The following is a 17,878-nucleotide window of genomic DNA, read 5'->3' on the forward strand; positions in this document are numbered from 1 at the left end:
TTTAATCCTTCTTTTTGATTATGTGATAAATCCTAAAAACGCTCATTGATAAGTAACCAACAAGCGCCCAAAGTGCACCAGCTCCAGCTATTATCAATCCTAATAAGGCAATAATTTCTTGAATGATGGATTCTGCAATCACTCGATCTGCGGTCATGACTATCAAAACGCCAAAAAGAAGAACCAATCCGCCTTGGATTATTTTCTTAAGTGCGAGGGCAGGATTATTGCCCAACTTGAGAGCTAACTTATGTATCGAGTTTTTCATTCAGTGCACTGGCTCAAGACTTATTTACAAAGAGATTTTGTAATATACGAGTATAAATTTTAGAAAGGTTATTAAGACTTTCAGCATCTACGCATTCATTAATTTGGTGGATTGTCGCATTTATTGGCCCAAGTTCAACTACTTGTGTACCCATTTTTGCAATAAATCTTCCGTCAGAAGTGCCACCTGATGTTGATAATTCTGGGGTTATGTTAACCGTGGTTTGTACTGCTTCTACTATTGCGTCAACTAAGTTTCCAGGACGTGTTAAAAATGGAAGTCCGTTATATGTCCATTCAATGTCATAGCGTAGGTTGTGTTTTTCTAGAATATCGATAACCAGAACTTTCAAAGCATCAAAATCGAGCTCTGAAGAGAACCGGAAATTAAATTGCGCGTTCAGTTTTCCTGGGACAACATTTGTTGCGCCTGTCCCAGCTTGAATGTTTGATACTTGGAAACTGGTTGGTGGGAAGAAATCGTTACCATCGTCCCAATGAGCGCTGGCCATTTCAGCTAATGCTGGTGCGGCAAGATGAATAGGGTTTTCAGCTAGATGGGGGTAAGCAACATGGCCTTGTTTGCCATGTACAGTTAAATCGCCACTGAATGAACCTCGGCGGCCATTTTTGATAATGTCGCCGAGTGTTTTGGTGCTAGAAGGTTCGCCAACAATACACCAGTCCACTGTTTCGTTACGTTCCATAAGGGCATCAACAACGCGAGTTGTTCCATCAACAAATGGGCCTTCTTCATCGCTGGTGATTAGAAATGAAATTTGACCTTCATGATCTGGGTGTTCTGCAATAAAGGCTTCTACGGCTGTTACCATAGCAGCAAGGCTGCCTTTCATGTCTGCTGCGCCTCGTCCATAAAGCATGCCATCAAGAATCGTTGGAGAGAAAGGAGGCACTTTCCATTCAGATTCAGGGCCGGTTGGCACGACATCGGTGTGTCCAGCAAAGCAAAGGTTTGGGCCTGATGTGCCACGTTTAGCGTAGAAGTTTTTTACCTCTCCAAATGGCATGTATTCGACTTCAAAACCAATGTTCTTTAATCGATTAATCATTAGATCTTGGCAGCCAGCATCTTCAGGAGTAACCGAAGGGCGTGAGATGAGATCTATGGCGAGTTTTAGTGTAGGTGACAAGTCAGACATTCTTTACCTTTGCGTTTGTTTTCGCTACTTTATGAGAGATTCTGTTACTATAACAGGAGATTCAATTTAAGGTGGCGTTATGAAATTTGGTGTTGTAGTTCTTTTTAGTTTGATTTCAGCAGGCTGTAGTTTGTTGGGACAGCAACCTATTGTTCAGGAGTCCTATTTTGTTCCGGTTATACGCTCTGATGTCTCATCTTCTGGTTATACACCGAGTGTGACGCCTGCAACTCAGCAAAAAACAACACCGCGTATTTATACTCCAGTTTTACGTTAAAGTAACTTTTGGGCGTATTCTTCAGCGTTAAAGCCTAGGTGAATAGCGTCGTTTTGTATTAACAAAGGGCGCTTAATCATAGAGGATTGTTTTACCACAATGTTAACGGCTTTTTCGTTATCCATTGTGTTTTTAATTTCTTCGTCTAATTTCCGCCATGTTGTACCGCGTTTATTAATCACGTTTTCCCAGCCTAGCTGATCTATCCAAGCTTTCGCTATTGATACATCTAGACCCTCTTTTTTGTAGTCATGGAATCGGTATTCAATCTTATGATCATCTAGCCAGCGAAAGGCTTTCTTCATGGTATCGCAGTTTTTAATGCCGTAAACTTCTATCATGAAATATTCTCCAATAATTAAATACCAAGCTCAATAGAGCTTGGTATTTATTGTGGATTAGTTGTGTGCGTGTAATTCTTCGTTCAGCGCAATAGCGGTTTTATTTGTGCGGCATTCAACGGCGCCGGTTTCGGAGTTGCGAATGAACAACAGGTCTGATTTACCAGAAAGATCGCGACCCTTAACAATAGCAACTTGTTTACCGTCTGCATCACGTAGCAAGATTTTTTGTCCAGCAGTTACATAAAGACCAGCTTCCACTGTGCAACGGTCGCCTAGACCAATACCAATACCTGAGTTTGCACCTACAAGACATTTTTCACCAACGCCGATCACGATGTTACCACCACCTGAAAGTGTGCCCATTGTTGAGCAGCCTGCGCCAAGGTCGGAACCTTCACCGATTACAACCCCAGCAGAGATGCGGCCTTCAATCATACTATTGCCTAGCGTACCAGCATTGAAGTTACAGAAACCTTCGTGCATAACGGTTGTGCCTTCACCAAGATGTGCGCCCAAGCGAATACGTGCAGCGTTACCAATACGAATGCCGCTTGGTACGACGAAGTTGGCCATTTTAGGGAATTTATCGACACTAAATACTTCGATAGTGCGACCTTCCATGCGAGCGCTTAGCTGACGATCGGCTAGTTCGCGAACATCAATGGGGCCTTCGCTTGTCCATGCAGTATTGATCAAAAGACCAAACATACCATCAAGTACTGTGCCGTGAGGTTTGACTAGGCGGTGTGAAATAAGCTGTAATTTTAAATAAGCTTCTGCTGGATTAGTTGGCGCTTCGTTTGTTGCTAATACGCATAAAATGATTGGCTGGGTAGAGGCTTTTAAACGTGAAGCAAGTTCAGCTTGTTCAATGTTGCCAGCTTTTAAAAGATTCATATGTAGGCGGTTGAGGTCGCTTTCATCAAGGGTCAAGGTGCTATTTCCACCTTCGTAGTTCGTGCTTTCTAGTAATGCGTCTAATGTGCTTTTTTCAGCACCTAAGCTAGGTGTTGAGTAGAAAACTTCTAGCCAGTTGCCTTCTTTATTCTGTGTGCCAATGCCTAGGCCGAATGCAAAAATTGTATTGCTCATGTCTTTTTCTCCAAACTGAGTTTTATTGCTAATAGGTTATTTTTGGGTGAGGTTATTACGCTGAAGAAAGGCTTTGATTCTTTTTGCTGCCTCAACGCACTCAAATTCTTCTGCTACAAGAGCCATACGAACATGATCGCTACCTGGGTTGTTGCCATTTATATCTCGACCCAAATAGCTGCCAGGTAGTACCAATACAGCTTCTTCTTGATATAAAGATTTACAAAATTCTTCATCTGTCATATTTACTTCGGGCCATAAATAAAAGCCTGCCTCTGGCTTAGAGACTTTCATATAAGGAGATAGAATCTCCAGAACAGAGTTGAATTTACGGGTGTAGATTTCACGGTTTTTTATAACATGCTCTTCATCGTTCCAGGCGGCAATAGAAGCATCCTGATGATGAATTGGCATCGCGCAACCTTGGTAGGTTCGATACAAAAGAAAAGGTTTTAATATGGATGCGTCGCCAGCAACAAAGCCCGAGCGCAAGCCTGGTAAATTAGAGCGTTTTGATAAGGATTGGAATATTAAGCAGTGCTTGTAATCTTTATTGCCTAGTATCTTGCATGCTTCCAGTAGGCCTAGTGGTGCTTGATCTCCAAAATAAATTTCTGAATAACATTCGTCAGCAACAATAGTAAAGTTAAAGGCTTTTGCTTTTTCGATAAGGTAAGCGTATTCCTCAAGCGTTGTTACTGTGCCGCTTGGGTTGTTTGGCGAACACACGAATAGCACTTCACAGCGCTTCCAAACAGCATCGCTGACACTTTGATAATCAATCTTGTATTTTGTTTCTGATCCGCAAGGAAGAAAATGAAGGTCGGCACCAGCAAGAATGCCTGCTCCTTCATAAATCTGATAAAAAGGGTTCGGGCTCACAACAAGAGGTTTATCTTTTTCGCCAACTAATGTTTGGGTTATCGCGAAAAGAGCTTCTCGGGTGCCTGAAACAGGGAGTATTTGCGTATCAGGGTTAAGATCGTCGAGTTTAAAGCGGCGTTTTGTCCATTCGCTGATAGCACTTCGTAAAGGTAGTTCACCTTTTGTGCTTGGGTACTTACTAACGCCGCTCAAACTGTTGGCGAGTGTATCTACAACAATGGCTGGCGCTTCATGTTGTGGCTCGCCAATGGTGAGTTTAATTAATGGCTGTTCGGGGTTTGGTGTTAACCCTTCTAGAAGCTCTGCAAGCTTTTGGAATGGGTACGGGTGCAAAGAATGTATAAGAGGGTTCATTTTTTAATCCATCGCTTTAGAGAAACGGTCTATGTTCTCTTTCAAAAGGTTGCAGATAGTCGCCATGCGTTCGTTATCAGTGATTAAGTCACCGTTTTCTTCGGTAATATAAAAGGTATCTTCTACACGTTCACCTAGTGTTGCAATTTTGGCTTTATGCAGCATGATGCTGTTATTCATAAAGAATTGGCCTACTAGGGCAAGCAACCCGGGTCTGTCTGGTGCTGTAATTTCAAGAGCGGACCAGACTTCTTCTGGTTGGCTAACAAAATGCGCCGTAGCAGGAGAGTTAAATATTTTTAATATCCGCGGTGTATGGCGTTGAACCACACTTTCATATAAAGATGGTGTTTCTAATTGTTCCATTAGCGTATTGCGGATAAGGATGATGCGTTCTTTATCCAAATATAAATTAGTGTCATTGTCATTACTGTCCATAACGACAAAGCTGTCTAACGTATAATTGTCAGTCGTATGGCTTATTTTAGCGTCCAAAATGGTAAGGCCTAGCTGCTCAAATGTGGCTGCAGTAACTGCGAAAATGTGACGGCTGTTTGGCGCGTAAATGAAAATTTTGCTGGCCCCAGAAAAGTTACGACCACCTAGCGGTGTGATTGCAATCAATGGCTTCTCGCTCGGGCGATGGCGTAAAATAGCTTCTGTATTCCAGGCTATTTCATCTCCGTTCGAACGAATGAAATACTCATCTTCGATGTTTGCCCAGATGTTTTCCGCTTCCGTTATATCAAGGTCACGCTCAATCATAATTTCCAGTGCGCGTTGCTTGTGCTCGTCACTGATCATATCTGCATCAATAGGAGAGTCTAGACCGCGACGAAGAGCGCGTTTAGTTTCTAGATACAATTGGCGCATAAGAGAGGCGCGCCAGCTATTCCACATAGTTGGATTGGTTGCATTGATATCAGCAACTGTCAGAATAAATAAGTAATCTAAGTGCTCTTGGTCTTTGACGTAGCTTGCGAATTCCCAAATTACTTCAGGATCAGAGATGTCTTTTCGTTGGGCAGTGACTGACATGAATAAGTGGTTTCTGACTAGCCAAACCACAAGTTCAGTGTCTTGCTTTGATAACCCATGTCTTTCACAAAAAGCCTGGGCATCTACGCAACCTAATTCGGAATGGTCTCCGCCACGCCCTTTTGCAATATCGTGATACAGTCCAGCAATGTACACTAATTCGACTTTTTGAACATGACGTATGGCTTGGCTCGAAATAGGGAATTTTTGCTTATATTCAGGCAGCCATAGGCGACGCAAGTTTTCGACCACCTGTAGTGTGTGTGCATCCACTGTATAAATGTGAAACAAGTCATGCTGCATTTGGCCAATAATAGCGCCAAATTCAGGTAAATACCGACCAAGTAGTCCTAGGTGTTTCATTGATCTTAGTATGCTTGATAAGCGGTATCGGCTGGCGATAATATCGAGGAAAAGATCGGTGTTTTTCTTGTTGTTTCTAAAGTCATCATCAACAAGTTCTAGATTGTCTCTAAGTTGGCGCATGGTGTTAGCGCGAATGCCTTTTATATTCTCGTGGGCGCCAAATAAAACATAAATTTCCAGCATGCTGGATGGTTCATCTTGGAATAATGTTGGCGAACGAGCTTCGATTTGACCATTGGCAATTTGGAAATTTTTATTGATGATTTCGACGGAGTTAATGGCATCTTTGGTAATGAAAGATTCTTCGAAATGTTGCAAAAGTAGGTCGTTTAGCTGCTGGATTGCAGCAACACTTTGGTAGTAACCTTGCATGAAGCGTTCGACGTTACGCTTTAGGTCATCGTCATCGAAGCCAAATAATTTTGCTAAAGTACGTTGATGATCGAAAAGTAACCTATCTTCTTTGCGGCCTGCAACAGTGTGCAAGGCCCAACGGATTCGCCATAAGTTACTGACCGCACCTTTAAGTTGAATGTACTCGTCTTCTGATAGAAATTCTTTGTCGATTAAGGCGCTTAATCTATGGGTGTGTAAGTGACGTTTCGCAACCCAGTCAATAACTTGCATGTCTCTAAGTCCGCCGGGACATTCTTTGAGATTAGGTTCTAAGTTGTACGCTGTGTTTTGGTACTTGGCGTGACGTAGTTTTTGTTCTGCAATTTTGGCCTGATAAAAAGAGTGGCCGTCCCACATTTGAGAAATATCAACGTGTAGCTGTAGTGTGTTTAATAAATCTGATGGGCCGCTTAATGTTCTGGATTCAATTAGGTTAGTAATGACAGTGATGTCTTTTTTTGCCATTTCTGTGCATTGATCAATGGTTCGAACGCTGTGGCCAATATCTAAGTTAATGTCCCAAAGGAAGGTAATAAAAGCTTCGAGTTTTTCTTTAGGTGCTGATGTTTCGTTTTCGATTAAAATTAGGAGGTCGATGTCTGATTTTGGGTGCAGTTCACCTCGTCCATAACCGCCAACAGCAATAAGGCTGACGTGGCTTTCATCGTGTAGACCTTTTGCCATCCAGGCGGCTTGTAATACTTCATCGAAAAAGGAGGAAAGCCCTTTAACCAGTTTTTCTATTGGGTAAAGAGAATGAAATAAGTCGTTATAAACATTGGTTTTTTCTTCGATAATAGATTTGTAGCGTGTGATTGAGCAGCTAGGGGTCGCTAACTCTTGTTTTTCCTCTTGAGATAATAAAGGTGGAGCATCAGGAAAAGCAGGAAAATCCATATAGGTGCCTCAAAGAATCTTAAGTGGATGACGTTAGTGTTATCGAGTTAATTTCATTCATTTTTTGCAGGCTAAGAAGATATCGCTTCTCTTATGAGAAGCGAGTTTCTTCAGGGCGGCGCGTTAATACTTCAACACCATCAGTGGTAACAAGTAGGGTGTGTTCGTATTGTGCTGATAGCCGACCATCTTTCGTTTTTGCAATCCAGTTATCAAGGCCTAAGTGTTTCACTTGTTTTTTGCCAGCATTGATCATGGGTTCTATTGTCAATGTCATGCCTTCTTCTAACACAACACCTGTGCCAGCTTTGCCATAATGGGCTACTTGAGGTTCGCCATGGAAGGTTGTGCCTACGCCATGACCACAATATTCTTCAACCACTGAGTAATGGTGTTTATGAGCGTGAGCCGAAATGACGGCACCTATGTCCCCTAGACGTGCGCCCGGTTTGACTAAGTCGATTGCCAAATAAAGGCATTCTTGAGTGACTTTTGCCAAGCGTTCAGCATGAGGTGCTGCTGGGCCGGAAAAGAACATTTTGCTTGTATCGCCATAATAACCATCTTTGATGATAGTTATATCAATGTTGACAACATCGCCTTTCTTTAGTGCTTTATCATTTGGAATGCCGTGACAGATCACATCATTAACAGAGGTGCAGCATGATTTCGGAAAACCATGGTAATTTAGCGGTGCTGGAATAGCGCCTTGCACTTCAATAATGTAGTTGTGCGCAATAATATCGATTTGCTCTGTTGATACGCCAGGAATGACAAACTCCTCTAACATTAGCAATACATCGGCAGCAAGCTTTCCAGCGGTTCGCATACCTTCAATATCACTAATGTCTGTGAATCGAGTCGAGGCTGGGCGAGGTGTCCAGCTAGGAGTATCTACACGGCCGTTTTCAGTGAGTTCTTCAACTTTTTTTAGGGTTTCGTTGCTCATAAGTAATATGTCTTAAAGTCGTTTTTATCCAAGTTGGAAGTTATTCTACATGACTTGAGCGCCATAATCGCCTCTCTGGATGAAAAAAACGATCACTTGGTAACATGTAAAAATACCATTCAGGTCTTTTGGTTTTTGGTTGAATATGGTATAAAACGCCGGCTTATATAGGCTTATGCTTAAAATAAGTAAATTTTTATAAACTAACGATCTTGCCGCAATAAAATAAGAGTGTCTGGGGTGTCATAGGTTGCCTTAAACCTTGTTTGACTGACGCTTTTAGCTGGTAAGCATAAATAACCCAAATATAAAGGATAGTAAAATGCCTACAGTTTCTATGCGCGACCTTCTACAGGTTGGTTCACACTTCGGTCACCAAACTCGTTACTGGAACCCAAAAATGAAGCCTTTCATTTTTGGTGCTCGTAATAAGATTCATATCATTAACCTTGAGCACACTGTTCCTGCTCTTAACGAAGCTCTTGAGCTTGTTAAGAAAATGGCTGAGAACAAAAACAAGGTTTTGTTTGTTGGTACTAAGCGTGCTGCATCTAAAACGATTAAAGAGCAAGCTGCTCGCTCTGGTATGCCATACGTAAACCACCGTTGGTTAGGTGGTATGTTGACTAACTACAAAACGATTCGTGCTTCTATCAAGCGTCTTCGTGAACTTGAAGGTCAAGCATCTGATGGTACTTTCGAGAAGCTTACTAAGAAAGAAGCTTTGATGCGTACTCGTGAGCTTGAAAAACTTGAGCTTTCTATGGGTGGTATTAAAGACATGGGCGGCCTACCGGACGTTCTGTTTGTAGTTGACGTTGATCATGAACGTATTGCTATTAAAGAAGCAAACAAATTAGGTATTCCTGTTATCGGTATCGTTGATACAAACAGTAATCCAGATGGTGTTGATTACATCATCCCAGCTAATGACGATGCGATTCGTGCCGTTCAGTTGTATGTTGGTGCTTTTGCTGATGCTGTTCTAGAAGGTCGTTCTGCGACTGCTGGTACTGCTGATGAATTCGTTGAAGTAAGCAAAGCAACTGAAGCGTAAGCAAACTTTCTAGTTTGTTCTGGTTTCTAAAGGGGGGTTTAATACCTCCTTTTTTAAATTTGAATTGGTATTAAGAGGATTTAACATGGCCGCAGTATCTGCAGCATTGGTAAAAGAGCTACGTGAGCGTACTGGCCTAGGCATGATGGAGTGTAAGAAAGCACTTGTCGCTGCTAACGCTGACGTTGAAGTAGCAATCGAAGAATTACGTAAATCAAGTGGCATGAAGGCAGCTAAAAAAGCGGGCCGTACTGCAGCTGAAGGTACTATCATCATGCGTGTTGCTGATGATGCGTCTTACGGTGTTCTTGTAGAAGTAAACTCTGAAACTGACTTCGCTTCTCGTGATGAAGGTTTTATTTCTTTTGCGAATAAAGTAGCTGACGCTGTTTTTGCAACGAAAGAAACGGACATGGCTAAAGTGATCTCAGGCGATATGCTTGAAGCACGTGAAGCTCTTGTTCAAAAAATTGGTGAAAACATTACGCCTCGTCGCGCAGTTATCATCGAAGGCGGCTTGGTAGGTGGTTACCTTCACGGTAATGGACAGATCGCTGTATTGACTCAATTGGAAGGTGGTTCTCCTGAACTGGCTAAAGATGTGTCTATGCATGTGGCGGCTGTTGCTCCTCGCGTTGTTCGCGGTGATGATATGCCTGCTGAAGTTCTTGCTAAAGAAGAAGAGATTGTTCGTGCGCAACCTGACATGGCGGGTAAACCTGCTGAAATCGTTGATAAAATGATTGTTGGTCGTATGAAGAAGTTCTTGGCTGAAAATAGTTTGACTGAACAGCCTTTTGTTAAGAACCCAGAAATTAAAGTCGGCCAACTTGTAAAAGACGCTGGCGCTTCTGTTTCTTCGTTCATTCGCCTTGAAGTAGGTGAAGGTATTGAAGTTGCTGAAGTAGACTTTGCTGCGGAAGTAGCGGCTCAACTTAAAGGTTAATCTTTAGTTGTGATGTCTTGCAAAAATAAAGGGGCAGTTTAACTGCCCCTTTTTATGAAGGGTAGGAATGACTTAGGTCGATTGTATTGATCTCAGTTGTTAAAGAAATAAACCATTGCCGGAGGTTGGTATGTCAAAAGAAAAGAGTCCTAAATATAAGCGGATTTTGCTTAAGCTGAGTGGCGAAGCCTTAATGGGTGAAGAGTCCTTTGGTATCGACCCGAAAGTATTGAATCGTATTGCTCTTGAAATCGGTCAATTACGTGGTATTGGTGTTGAAGTTGGTATTGTTATTGGTGGTGGTAATTTATTCCGTGGGCAAGCATTAAGCGAAGCTGGAATGGATCGCGTGACTGGTGATCATATGGGAATGCTAGCGACAGTAATGAACGCTTTGGCGATGCGTGATGCACTAGAACGTGCCAACATTGCTACTCGTGTTATGTCGGCGATCACGATGACGGGTATTGTTGAGCCTTATGACCGACGTCGTGCGATGCGACTAATGAAAGAAGGTGATGTGCTTATCTTCTCTGCGGGTACGGGTAATCCGTTTTTTACAACTGACTCTGCTGCTTGTTTACGCGGTATTGAGATTGATGCAGATGTTGTATTGAAAGCGACAAAAGTGGACGGCGTGTATTCGGCTGATCCAATGAAAGATTCTGATGCTATTAAATATGATACATTGGGCTACGATGAAGTGCTCGAAAAACAATTAGGCGTCATGGACTTAACGGCAATTTGTTTGACTCGAGACCATGCTATGCCAATACGTGTATTTAATATGAATAAGCCCGGAGCCTTGATAAATATCATGGTTGGTGGCAGTGAAGGTACACTGATTAAGTGAGGAAATTATGATTAACGAAATTCTTAAAGATGCAGAAGAGCGTATGGGTAAAGCGGTTTCTTCTGTTGAATCTGCGTTTAAAAAGATTCGTACGGGCCGTGCGCACCCGAGTATTTTAGATTCTGTTAAAGTGAATTATTACGGATCAGACACACCGCTAAGTCAAATTGCTAATATCACAGTTGAAGATGCTCGTACTTTGGGTGTTTCTCCTTGGGAAAATAACTTGGTTCCTGAGATTGAAAAAGCCATTATGAAATCTGATCTTGGTTTAAATCCTGCGACAAACGGCAATCTTATCCGTATCCCTATGCCTGCACTAACTGAGGAAACTCGTAAGAATTACTTCAAGCAAGCGAAAAATGAAGCGGAAAATGGTCGTATTTCGATTCGTAACATTCGTCGTGATGCTAATGGCAGTCTAAAGGATCTAGTCAAAGAAAAAGAAATTTCTGAAGACGATGATCGTCGTGGACAAGATCAAGTACAAAAAATCACAGACAAGCATGTTGCCTTAGTGGAAGAGCGTTTGGCGGCAAAAGAAAAAGATTTGATGGAAATTTAATGAGAATGCGAGCTTCGGCTCGCTTTTTTATTTACTAAGGTAAATCTATGTCTCAATTGATTGACGCCGAGACGGAAATGGCGGCTGGTCCTGCTCATATTGCTATCATTATGGATGGTAATAATCGCTGGGCGAAACAAAAACATCTACCTAGTCTTGCTGGTCATACTGCTGGTGCTTCTGCAGTGCGACGTACTGTCGAAATGGCCGCTAGATCTGGAGTGAAAGTTCTTACCTTGTTTGCTTTTTCTAGTGAGAATTGGAAACGACCTCAGTTGGAAGTTGATGGCTTAATGAAGCTGTTTATGCGTTCTCTTAAAAAAGAGTTGAAACGCTTAAACGAACATCAAATCCGGCTCAGGGTGATGGGTGATCTTTCTGCTTTTAGTGATAGTTTGCAAAAGCAAATTCAAAGTGTTCAAAATGCGACAAAAGACCATGACCAAATGACGCTTGTTATTGCTGCAAACTATGGCGGTCGTTGGGATATTGCTCATGCAGCTAAAAAAATAGCTGAGCGAGTATTGTTGGGCGAATTATCTCCGAATGATGTCAATGAGTCATCGTTAGGTGAGCACATGCAGTTAGCTGACTTGCCTGCGCCGGATCTTTTGATTAGAACCTCTGGCGAAGAGCGGATTAGTAATTTTTTACTCTGGCAAACGGCTTATTCTGAATTTGTCTTTCTTCCGGTATTGTGGCCGGATTTTGATCAACAGCATTTTGATGAGGCCATTGAAACCTATCAAAGTCGTCAACGTCGCTATGGTGGTCGATAACAATGTTACTCCCTCGAATATTAAGTGCCATTGTGATGGCAGCATTATTTATTTGTGCTGTTTTTGTTTTGGAAGAATTTAGTTTTATTATCTCAATGGCTGGCGTTGTTTTGCTGGCTGGTTGGGAGTGGGCGCGTTTATCTGGTGTAAAGCATCAGTTAGGACGTGTTCTTTTCGCCATTGTAATTGGCTTTTTATGTTTGGTTACATTCAAATTCAATGTGCAAGAAGCGTCACTTTATATTGCGCCTTTTTTATGGATAACAGCTCTGTATTGGGTGGTACGTTATCCCGCTCTGTTGCAATGGCGTCATAATTTTAGTCGCCTTTTATTTGGTGCTTTGATATTGGTGACGACGTGGTCTGCTTTGGTTGTGTTAAGGCAGGCAGATGACTTTGTTGTGTGGGTGTTGCTTCTCATGGGGTTAATTTGGGGGGCGGATTCTGGCGCTTATTTTGCTGGCCGAGCATTTGGAAAGCGTAAGTTAGCTCGATTTGTTAGTCCTGGTAAGTCATGGGAAGGTGTTATTGGTGGTTTGCTTCTAACTCAGTTGGGTGTTGTTGTGTTTGCGTTTTTTAGTGACTTTTCGGCTTCTCAGTGGGTTGTGTTGGCTCTTATTGCATTGCTTACCTCCTCTGTCTCTGTGTTGGGAGATTTGACGGAAAGTTTATTTAAGCGACATGAATCCTTAAAAGATTCTAGTCGATTGATTCCGGGGCATGGTGGTGTCATGGATCGAGTTGACAGCCTGACTGCTGCGGCATCTATTTATGTATTGTCATTGACTTTGGCTGGATGGATTTAATGCAAGGTATTTGCTTATTAGGTGCGACGGGCTCCATTGGTCAAAGCACCTTAGATATTATTGCTCAGCACCCAGATAAGTTTGTTCTGATTGGCGCGTCAGCCAATGAAAGTGTGGTTAAGATGGCCGATATTTGTCATCGTTTTAAACCTCAACGAGTTGTTATGGGGTCTGAAAAGGCTCGTGACCAATTGGCTCTTTTGTGCGTAGGGTTGCCTATTTCATTTGAGTGGGGAGATGATGCTTTAGATAGTATTGCTTCTGATTCAGCGGTTGATCAGGTGATGGCTGCGATTATGGGGTTTGCGGGGCTTAAGCCGACATTGGCTGGGATTCGTGCAGGTAAGCGAACGTTGCTGGCCAATAAAGAGTCATTAGTTACAGCCGGTAAGTTATTTATGGATGAAGTGGCGCGTCATAATGTTGTGCTTTTGCCTATCGATAGCGAACATAATGCGATTTATCAGAGTCTGCCTCAAACAATTCATGGCGCGCATAAGAAAGATATTTCAAAAATACTACTGACTGCTTCAGGTGGACCTTTTAGGAGTTGGTCTCTAGATGAAATGGTATCAGTAACGCCTGAGCAAGCTTGTAAACATCCAAATTGGTCTATGGGTCAAAAGATATCGATTGATTCTGCGTCTTTGATGAATAAGGGCTTAGAGCTTATTGAGGCCTGTTGGTTATTTGATGTAACGCCAAATGACATTGAGGTTGTTGTACATCCTGAAAGCATTGTTCATTCTATGGTTTCTTATCGTGATGGTTCCGTTATTGCACAAATGGGGAACCCAGATATGAAAATTCCCATTGCTTATGGGATGACTTGGCCTAACCGAATAGAAACTCAAGTGCCTCCGCTGAGTTTGGTTGATGTTGCTTGTTTGAATTTTGAGTCTCCTGATATTTCTCGTTTTCCGAATTTGCAATTAGCGGCTGATGCGTGGTTCATGGGTGGAACTGCAATGGCGGTTTTGAATGCGGTAAATGAGGTGGCTGTGGCGGCTTTTTTAAACCGAAAAATTGCCTTTCTTGATATTGCAAAAGTGAATGCTCAAGTTTTGAATTCTGCGAATATTGTTCCAGTAAATACGCTGGAAGATGTTTTTGAATCGGACTTGTATGCTCGTCGTTTAGCGGAAGATATAATTTCCCTTGGTGATTTTTAATGTTTCAAAATATCCTTTCTATTGTTATTTCATTAGGTGTTCTGATTACTTTTCATGAGTTTGGGCATTATTTTATTGCCCGTCGCTGTGGTGTAAAAGTATTGCGTTTTTCTGTTGGCTTCGGGAAACCTATTTTTCGTTATGTTGGAAAAACTGGAACGGAATTTACTTTATCGATGATTCCCCTCGGTGGCTATGTCCGAATGTTGGATGAGCGTGAAGGGGGGGTGCCTGAAGAGTTGAAAGGCCAAGCGTTTAATAACAAGACGGTTTGGCAGCGTATTGCTATTGTTGCAGCAGGCCCTATTGCTAACTTTATTTTAGCCGTGTTTATTTATGCTGTAGTGGCTGTTTTAGGGATTCAATCTGTTGCGCCAAAAGTAGGGCATGTTGAGCAAAATACACCCTTGGCTCAGACGAGCATTCAGGCTGAAGATGAACTGCTTTCCATTGCAGGAGAGTCGGTTAATTCTTGGGAAGATGTAAATTTAGTCTTAGCGGGCTTGATTGGTCAAACAAGAACCATTATCGTTCGTTACCAGGCCGAAGGCGTTTCTTCTCAGCAAGAAGGCGAAATTCATCTAGATCGATGGTTGGTTGGTGATGAGCCTAATAATCTCATTCGTGCTTTTGGTGTTGTACCATGGCGGCCAAAAGTCCTTCCGGTAATTGCTCAGGTTGTTGAAAATGGTGCCGCTTCCTCTGCTGGATTTGAAGAAGGCGATAAAGTAATTGAAATTGATGGTGAGCTTATTACAAGCTGGGAGCAAGTTGTTTCCTTAGTTCAAGCGAATCCAAGTGTCGCTTTATCCGTTATTGTTGAGCGGGGTGGGGATTCTCAAAAATTACTTTTGTTGCCTAACTCGACGGAGCGAGATGGAGAAGTTATCGGTTATGCTGGATTAGCTGTTGTTCCTCCGCAATGGGATGAAAGTCTTATTAGAGAACGCCATTATGGCCCTATCGATTCGGTTTTTTATGGTGTTGCACAAACTACTAAAATGGTATCTTTGACCGTTTCCTCGATTGGGAAGATGTTACAAGGGCTGATATCGGTTGATAATTTATCTGGCCCGATAACAATTGCAAAAGTAGCGAGTGCGTCAGCGGACTCTGGACTACAATCTTTTTTGAAATTCATGGCTTACCTAAGTGTTAGTTTGGGTGTGTTGAACTTGTTGCCTATTCCTATGTTAGATGGAGGGCATTTATTATTTTTTGGTATTGAAGCGGTTCGTCGGAAGCCAGTGTCTGAAAAAATTCAGAATATGGCTTATCGAATAGGTGCTTCACTTTTATTTGCTTTAATGGCTATTGCTATTTTTAATGATATTGCCCGCTTGTAGAGAGGTATGTGTGAAAGTTGTTTCAGCTGTATTGTTGGCTTTAATAAGCGTGCAGAGTTCTGCAGACTCGATAAATGATGTTCGGGTTGATGGTTTGGTTCAGATGCCGTCAGCAAGAGCATTTGATGTGATTGGTTTTGATAAAGGGGAGCCTTACGATTCTGACAAAGTATACCAAGCCATTACGTCTCTTTTTAATACCGGGTACTTCAGTGATATTGAGGTTTATGAAGAGGATAGTGTATTAGTTTTTGATGTTGAGGAGCGTCCTTCTATAGGTAATTTAACGATAGAGGGAAATGATCTAATTCAAACAGAAGATTTAATGCGAGGCTTGAATTTATCTGGTTTGGAAATCGGTGAAATATATAAACCAGAAACATTGAATCAAATTGCTCAAGAACTTCAGAGGCAGTATTACGCTCTTGGGCGTTATGGTGCCAAAGTCGATATTTCTGTTGAGGAAATGCCTCGTAACCGTACAGGGATCGTGATTAATATTGATGAAGGCGACACGGCTAAAATAGTTCATATTAATATTGTTGGTAATAACGATTTTGATGAAGAAGAGCTCACTGAAGACTTTCAGTCTAGAGAGACGGGTTATTGGAACCCCTTCAGCTCCGCAGATGAATACGCTAAAGCAAAAATAGAAGGCGATATTAATATATTAACAAGCTTTTATTTAGATAAAGGTTATTTGGATTTTGAAGTTACTTCTAGTCAAGTGAGTTTGTCATATGATAAACGCGATGTTTATGTCGTTATTAATGTCAATGAAGGGAAACCTTATTTTGTTAATCAACTTTCTTTAAGCGGCAGTTTGCCTATTTCTGAGGATAGAGTTTGGAAACAAATTACTCAGAAAGAAGGAGATGTCTTTTCTCGTAGTGAAGTGACAAAAATCATCTCTGGTATTTCTACAGAGTTAGGTGATGATGGTTATTTATTTGCAAGAGTGAATGTTATCCCAGAGAAGCTTGATGATCATACCGTTAACCTTAGCTATCAAATAACACCCGGCTCGAAAGTTTATGTTCGCCGTATTACGTTTAGCGGTAATAGTGAAACTAAAGATGAGGTATTGCGTCGTGAAATGACGCAATTTGAAGGTGCGTTAGCGCAGCACTCTAAAATTCAGTCTTCTAAGCGTCGTATAGAACGATTAGGTTTCTTTGGTAGTGTTAATCTTAAAACTCGTCCAGTCGCTGGAACGACAGATCAAGTGGATATTGATGTGGCGGTTCAAGAACAGGCATCTGGCAGTATTCAAGCGAGTATTGGCTATTCAGATGGCGATGGTTTGATTTATGGTTTTGGTATATCCAAATCTAACTTCATGGGGACGGGTAATAAATTAGGCTTCAGCGCTTCTCAGTCAGAGGAATACTCTAAATACTCAATCCATTATACGAACCCTTATTTTACTGTTGATGGGGTTAGCCGAGGGGCAAGGGTGTACTATGAAAAAAGTAATTATGATGACGAAGATATCGAAGACTACCAAATAGATAAAGTTGGAGCCGGCCTTACTTATGGTTATCCTATTTCTGATTCGCAACGTTTAACATTCGGCGTTACGGTGCAGGAAACAAGTATTGATTTAAGCAGTGACTCGTCTTATGAGTCTCAAAATTTTATTAATACATATGGCAATAATTTTGATGATTTAATTGCCTCTATTTCGTGGAGCGATCAAGACTTAATAGGCGGTGTGCTGCCAACTAGCGGTTATTCAACGAATTTGAACCTGCAAGTTGCGACGCCGGGTAGTGACCAAACCTATTATAAAGTAGGTTTAACTTCGGAAAAATATTGGAACATCAGTGGCTCTAATACTTGGTTGTTCCATATGAAAGGTCGATTTGGCTACGGTAATGGATATGGAGATTCTGAGATACTGCCTTTTTATGAAAACTATTATGCTGGTGGTGTGGGCTCTGTTCGAGGCTATGGTTCATCTTCTTTAGGGCCTCAAAAAACTTATAGTTCATCCACTGATAGTGATGCTATGGGTGGAAATATACTGATGGTAGGTACTGCTGAGTTGGTCTTCCCTTTGCCTATGGTGGATGATCATAAGTCAGTGAGAACTGCGTTGTTTTTTGATGCGGGTAATGTGTTTACAGATAATTGTTTATCTACTAGCACAGCATGTGAAACTGGTGTGGATCCATCCGAAATTCGTTATAGCGTTGGTTTAAGCTGGACGTGGATTACACCTATTGCGCCTCTTTCATTTAATTTTGCTAAGGCATTGAATGCGGATGATGGCGATGATACTGATTTCTTCCAATTCCAGTTGGGAACGACTTTTTAATTCAGAAAA

At 41.8% G+C, this 17,878-nt stretch carries 17 protein-coding genes; 10 read left to right on the forward strand and 7 right to left on the reverse strand.

Annotated elements, in window-relative coordinates:
- Position 1: 1 nt before the first annotated feature.
- Positions 2 to 268 carry a hypothetical protein gene (locus tag MUS1_RS09465; RefSeq protein WP_036161787.1) on the reverse strand — a complete coding sequence of 89 codons (267 nt, stop codon included), beginning with the start codon at positions 266 to 268 and terminating at the stop codon, positions 2 to 4.
- Between the two features lie 13 nt (positions 269 to 281).
- Positions 282 to 1,427 carry a succinyl-diaminopimelate desuccinylase gene (gene dapE, locus MUS1_RS09470; protein ID WP_036161790.1) on the reverse strand — a complete coding sequence of 382 codons (1,146 nt, stop codon included), beginning with the start codon at positions 1,425 to 1,427 and terminating at the stop codon, positions 282 to 284.
- A gap of 79 nt (positions 1,428 to 1,506) precedes the next feature.
- Here dapE and MUS1_RS09475 point away from each other — a divergent pair, with 79 nt between their 5' ends.
- The gene (locus tag MUS1_RS09475; RefSeq protein WP_036161793.1) at positions 1,507 to 1,704 is read left to right on the forward strand and encodes a hypothetical protein; all 198 of its coding nucleotides are present in this window, start codon (positions 1,507 to 1,509) and stop codon (positions 1,702 to 1,704) included.
- Here MUS1_RS09475 and MUS1_RS09480 read toward each other — a convergent pair.
- The 5 genes from MUS1_RS09480 to map form a co-directional block, all read right to left on the reverse strand.
- The gene (locus tag MUS1_RS09480; protein WP_036161796.1) at positions 1,701 to 2,045 is read right to left on the reverse strand and encodes an ArsC family reductase; all 345 of its coding nucleotides are present in this window, start codon (positions 2,043 to 2,045) and stop codon (positions 1,701 to 1,703) included. The genes MUS1_RS09475 and MUS1_RS09480 overlap by 4 nt on opposite strands.
- 57 nt (positions 2,046 to 2,102) lie before the next feature.
- Positions 2,103 to 3,140: a 2,3,4,5-tetrahydropyridine-2,6-dicarboxylate N-succinyltransferase gene (gene dapD / locus MUS1_RS09485; protein WP_036161799.1), complete on the reverse strand. Its 1,038-nt coding sequence runs from the start codon at positions 3,138 to 3,140 to the stop codon at positions 2,103 to 2,105.
- 36 nt (positions 3,141 to 3,176) lie between these two features.
- A complete protein-coding gene (dapC, locus tag MUS1_RS09490) occupies positions 3,177 to 4,379 on the reverse strand; it encodes a succinyldiaminopimelate transaminase (protein ID WP_036161801.1) in 1,203 nt (400 codons plus the stop codon).
- A gap of 3 nt (positions 4,380 to 4,382) precedes the next feature.
- Complete coding sequence (gene glnD / locus MUS1_RS09495; RefSeq protein WP_036161805.1) at positions 4,383 to 7,076, reverse strand: [protein-PII] uridylyltransferase; 2,694 nt, start codon at positions 7,074 to 7,076, stop codon at positions 4,383 to 4,385.
- 91 nt (positions 7,077 to 7,167) lie between these two features.
- Entirely contained in the window at positions 7,168 to 8,025 is an 858-nt protein-coding gene (map, locus tag MUS1_RS09500; RefSeq protein ID WP_036161808.1) for a type I methionyl aminopeptidase, read from the reverse strand.
- 322 nt (positions 8,026 to 8,347) lie between these two features.
- On the opposite strand from map, the gene rpsB reads away from it, so the two are divergent.
- From rpsB to bamA, 9 genes are all read left to right on the forward strand, one after another.
- Positions 8,348 to 9,082 (forward strand): 30S ribosomal protein S2, encoded by a 735-nt coding sequence (rpsB, locus tag MUS1_RS09505; RefSeq protein ID WP_036161811.1) that lies wholly within the window; start codon positions 8,348 to 8,350, stop codon positions 9,080 to 9,082.
- An 85-nt stretch (positions 9,083 to 9,167) separates the two neighbouring features.
- Positions 9,168 to 10,028, forward strand: a complete 861-nt coding sequence (gene tsf / locus MUS1_RS09510; protein ID WP_036161813.1) for a translation elongation factor Ts — start codon at positions 9,168 to 9,170, stop codon at positions 10,026 to 10,028.
- 130 nt (positions 10,029 to 10,158) lie between these two features.
- Positions 10,159 to 10,881 (forward strand): UMP kinase, encoded by a 723-nt coding sequence (gene pyrH, locus MUS1_RS09515; RefSeq protein ID WP_051436197.1) that lies wholly within the window; start codon positions 10,159 to 10,161, stop codon positions 10,879 to 10,881.
- 7 nt (positions 10,882 to 10,888) lie between these two features.
- The gene (gene frr / locus MUS1_RS09520) at positions 10,889 to 11,446 is read left to right on the forward strand and encodes a ribosome recycling factor (RefSeq protein ID WP_036161819.1); all 558 of its coding nucleotides are present in this window, start codon (positions 10,889 to 10,891) and stop codon (positions 11,444 to 11,446) included.
- A 47-nt stretch (positions 11,447 to 11,493) separates the two neighbouring features.
- The gene (uppS, locus tag MUS1_RS09525) at positions 11,494 to 12,225 is read left to right on the forward strand and encodes a polyprenyl diphosphate synthase (protein WP_036161821.1); all 732 of its coding nucleotides are present in this window, start codon (positions 11,494 to 11,496) and stop codon (positions 12,223 to 12,225) included.
- A 2-nt stretch (positions 12,226 to 12,227) separates the two neighbouring features.
- A complete protein-coding gene (locus tag MUS1_RS09530) occupies positions 12,228 to 13,031 on the forward strand; it encodes a phosphatidate cytidylyltransferase (RefSeq protein WP_036161825.1) in 804 nt (267 codons plus the stop codon).
- Positions 13,031 to 14,203 (forward strand): 1-deoxy-D-xylulose-5-phosphate reductoisomerase, encoded by a 1,173-nt coding sequence (dxr, locus tag MUS1_RS09535; RefSeq protein ID WP_036161828.1) that lies wholly within the window; start codon positions 13,031 to 13,033, stop codon positions 14,201 to 14,203. Before MUS1_RS09530 ends, dxr begins: the two co-directional genes overlap by 1 nt.
- Positions 14,203 to 15,549: an RIP metalloprotease RseP gene (gene rseP / locus MUS1_RS09540; RefSeq protein WP_036161831.1), complete on the forward strand. Its 1,347-nt coding sequence runs from the start codon at positions 14,203 to 14,205 to the stop codon at positions 15,547 to 15,549. The genes dxr and rseP overlap by 1 nt, the downstream gene beginning before the upstream one ends.
- A 10-nt stretch (positions 15,550 to 15,559) precedes the next feature.
- Positions 15,560 to 17,869 carry an outer membrane protein assembly factor BamA gene (gene bamA, locus MUS1_RS09545; RefSeq protein ID WP_036161834.1) on the forward strand — a complete coding sequence of 770 codons (2,310 nt, stop codon included), beginning with the start codon at positions 15,560 to 15,562 and terminating at the stop codon, positions 17,867 to 17,869.
- The last annotated feature ends 9 nt before the right edge of the window (positions 17,870 to 17,878 follow it).

This window comes from Marinomonas ushuaiensis DSM 15871, from assembly GCF_000521805.1.
Taxonomy (GTDB): domain Bacteria; phylum Pseudomonadota; class Gammaproteobacteria; order Pseudomonadales; family Marinomonadaceae; genus Marinomonas; species Marinomonas ushuaiensis.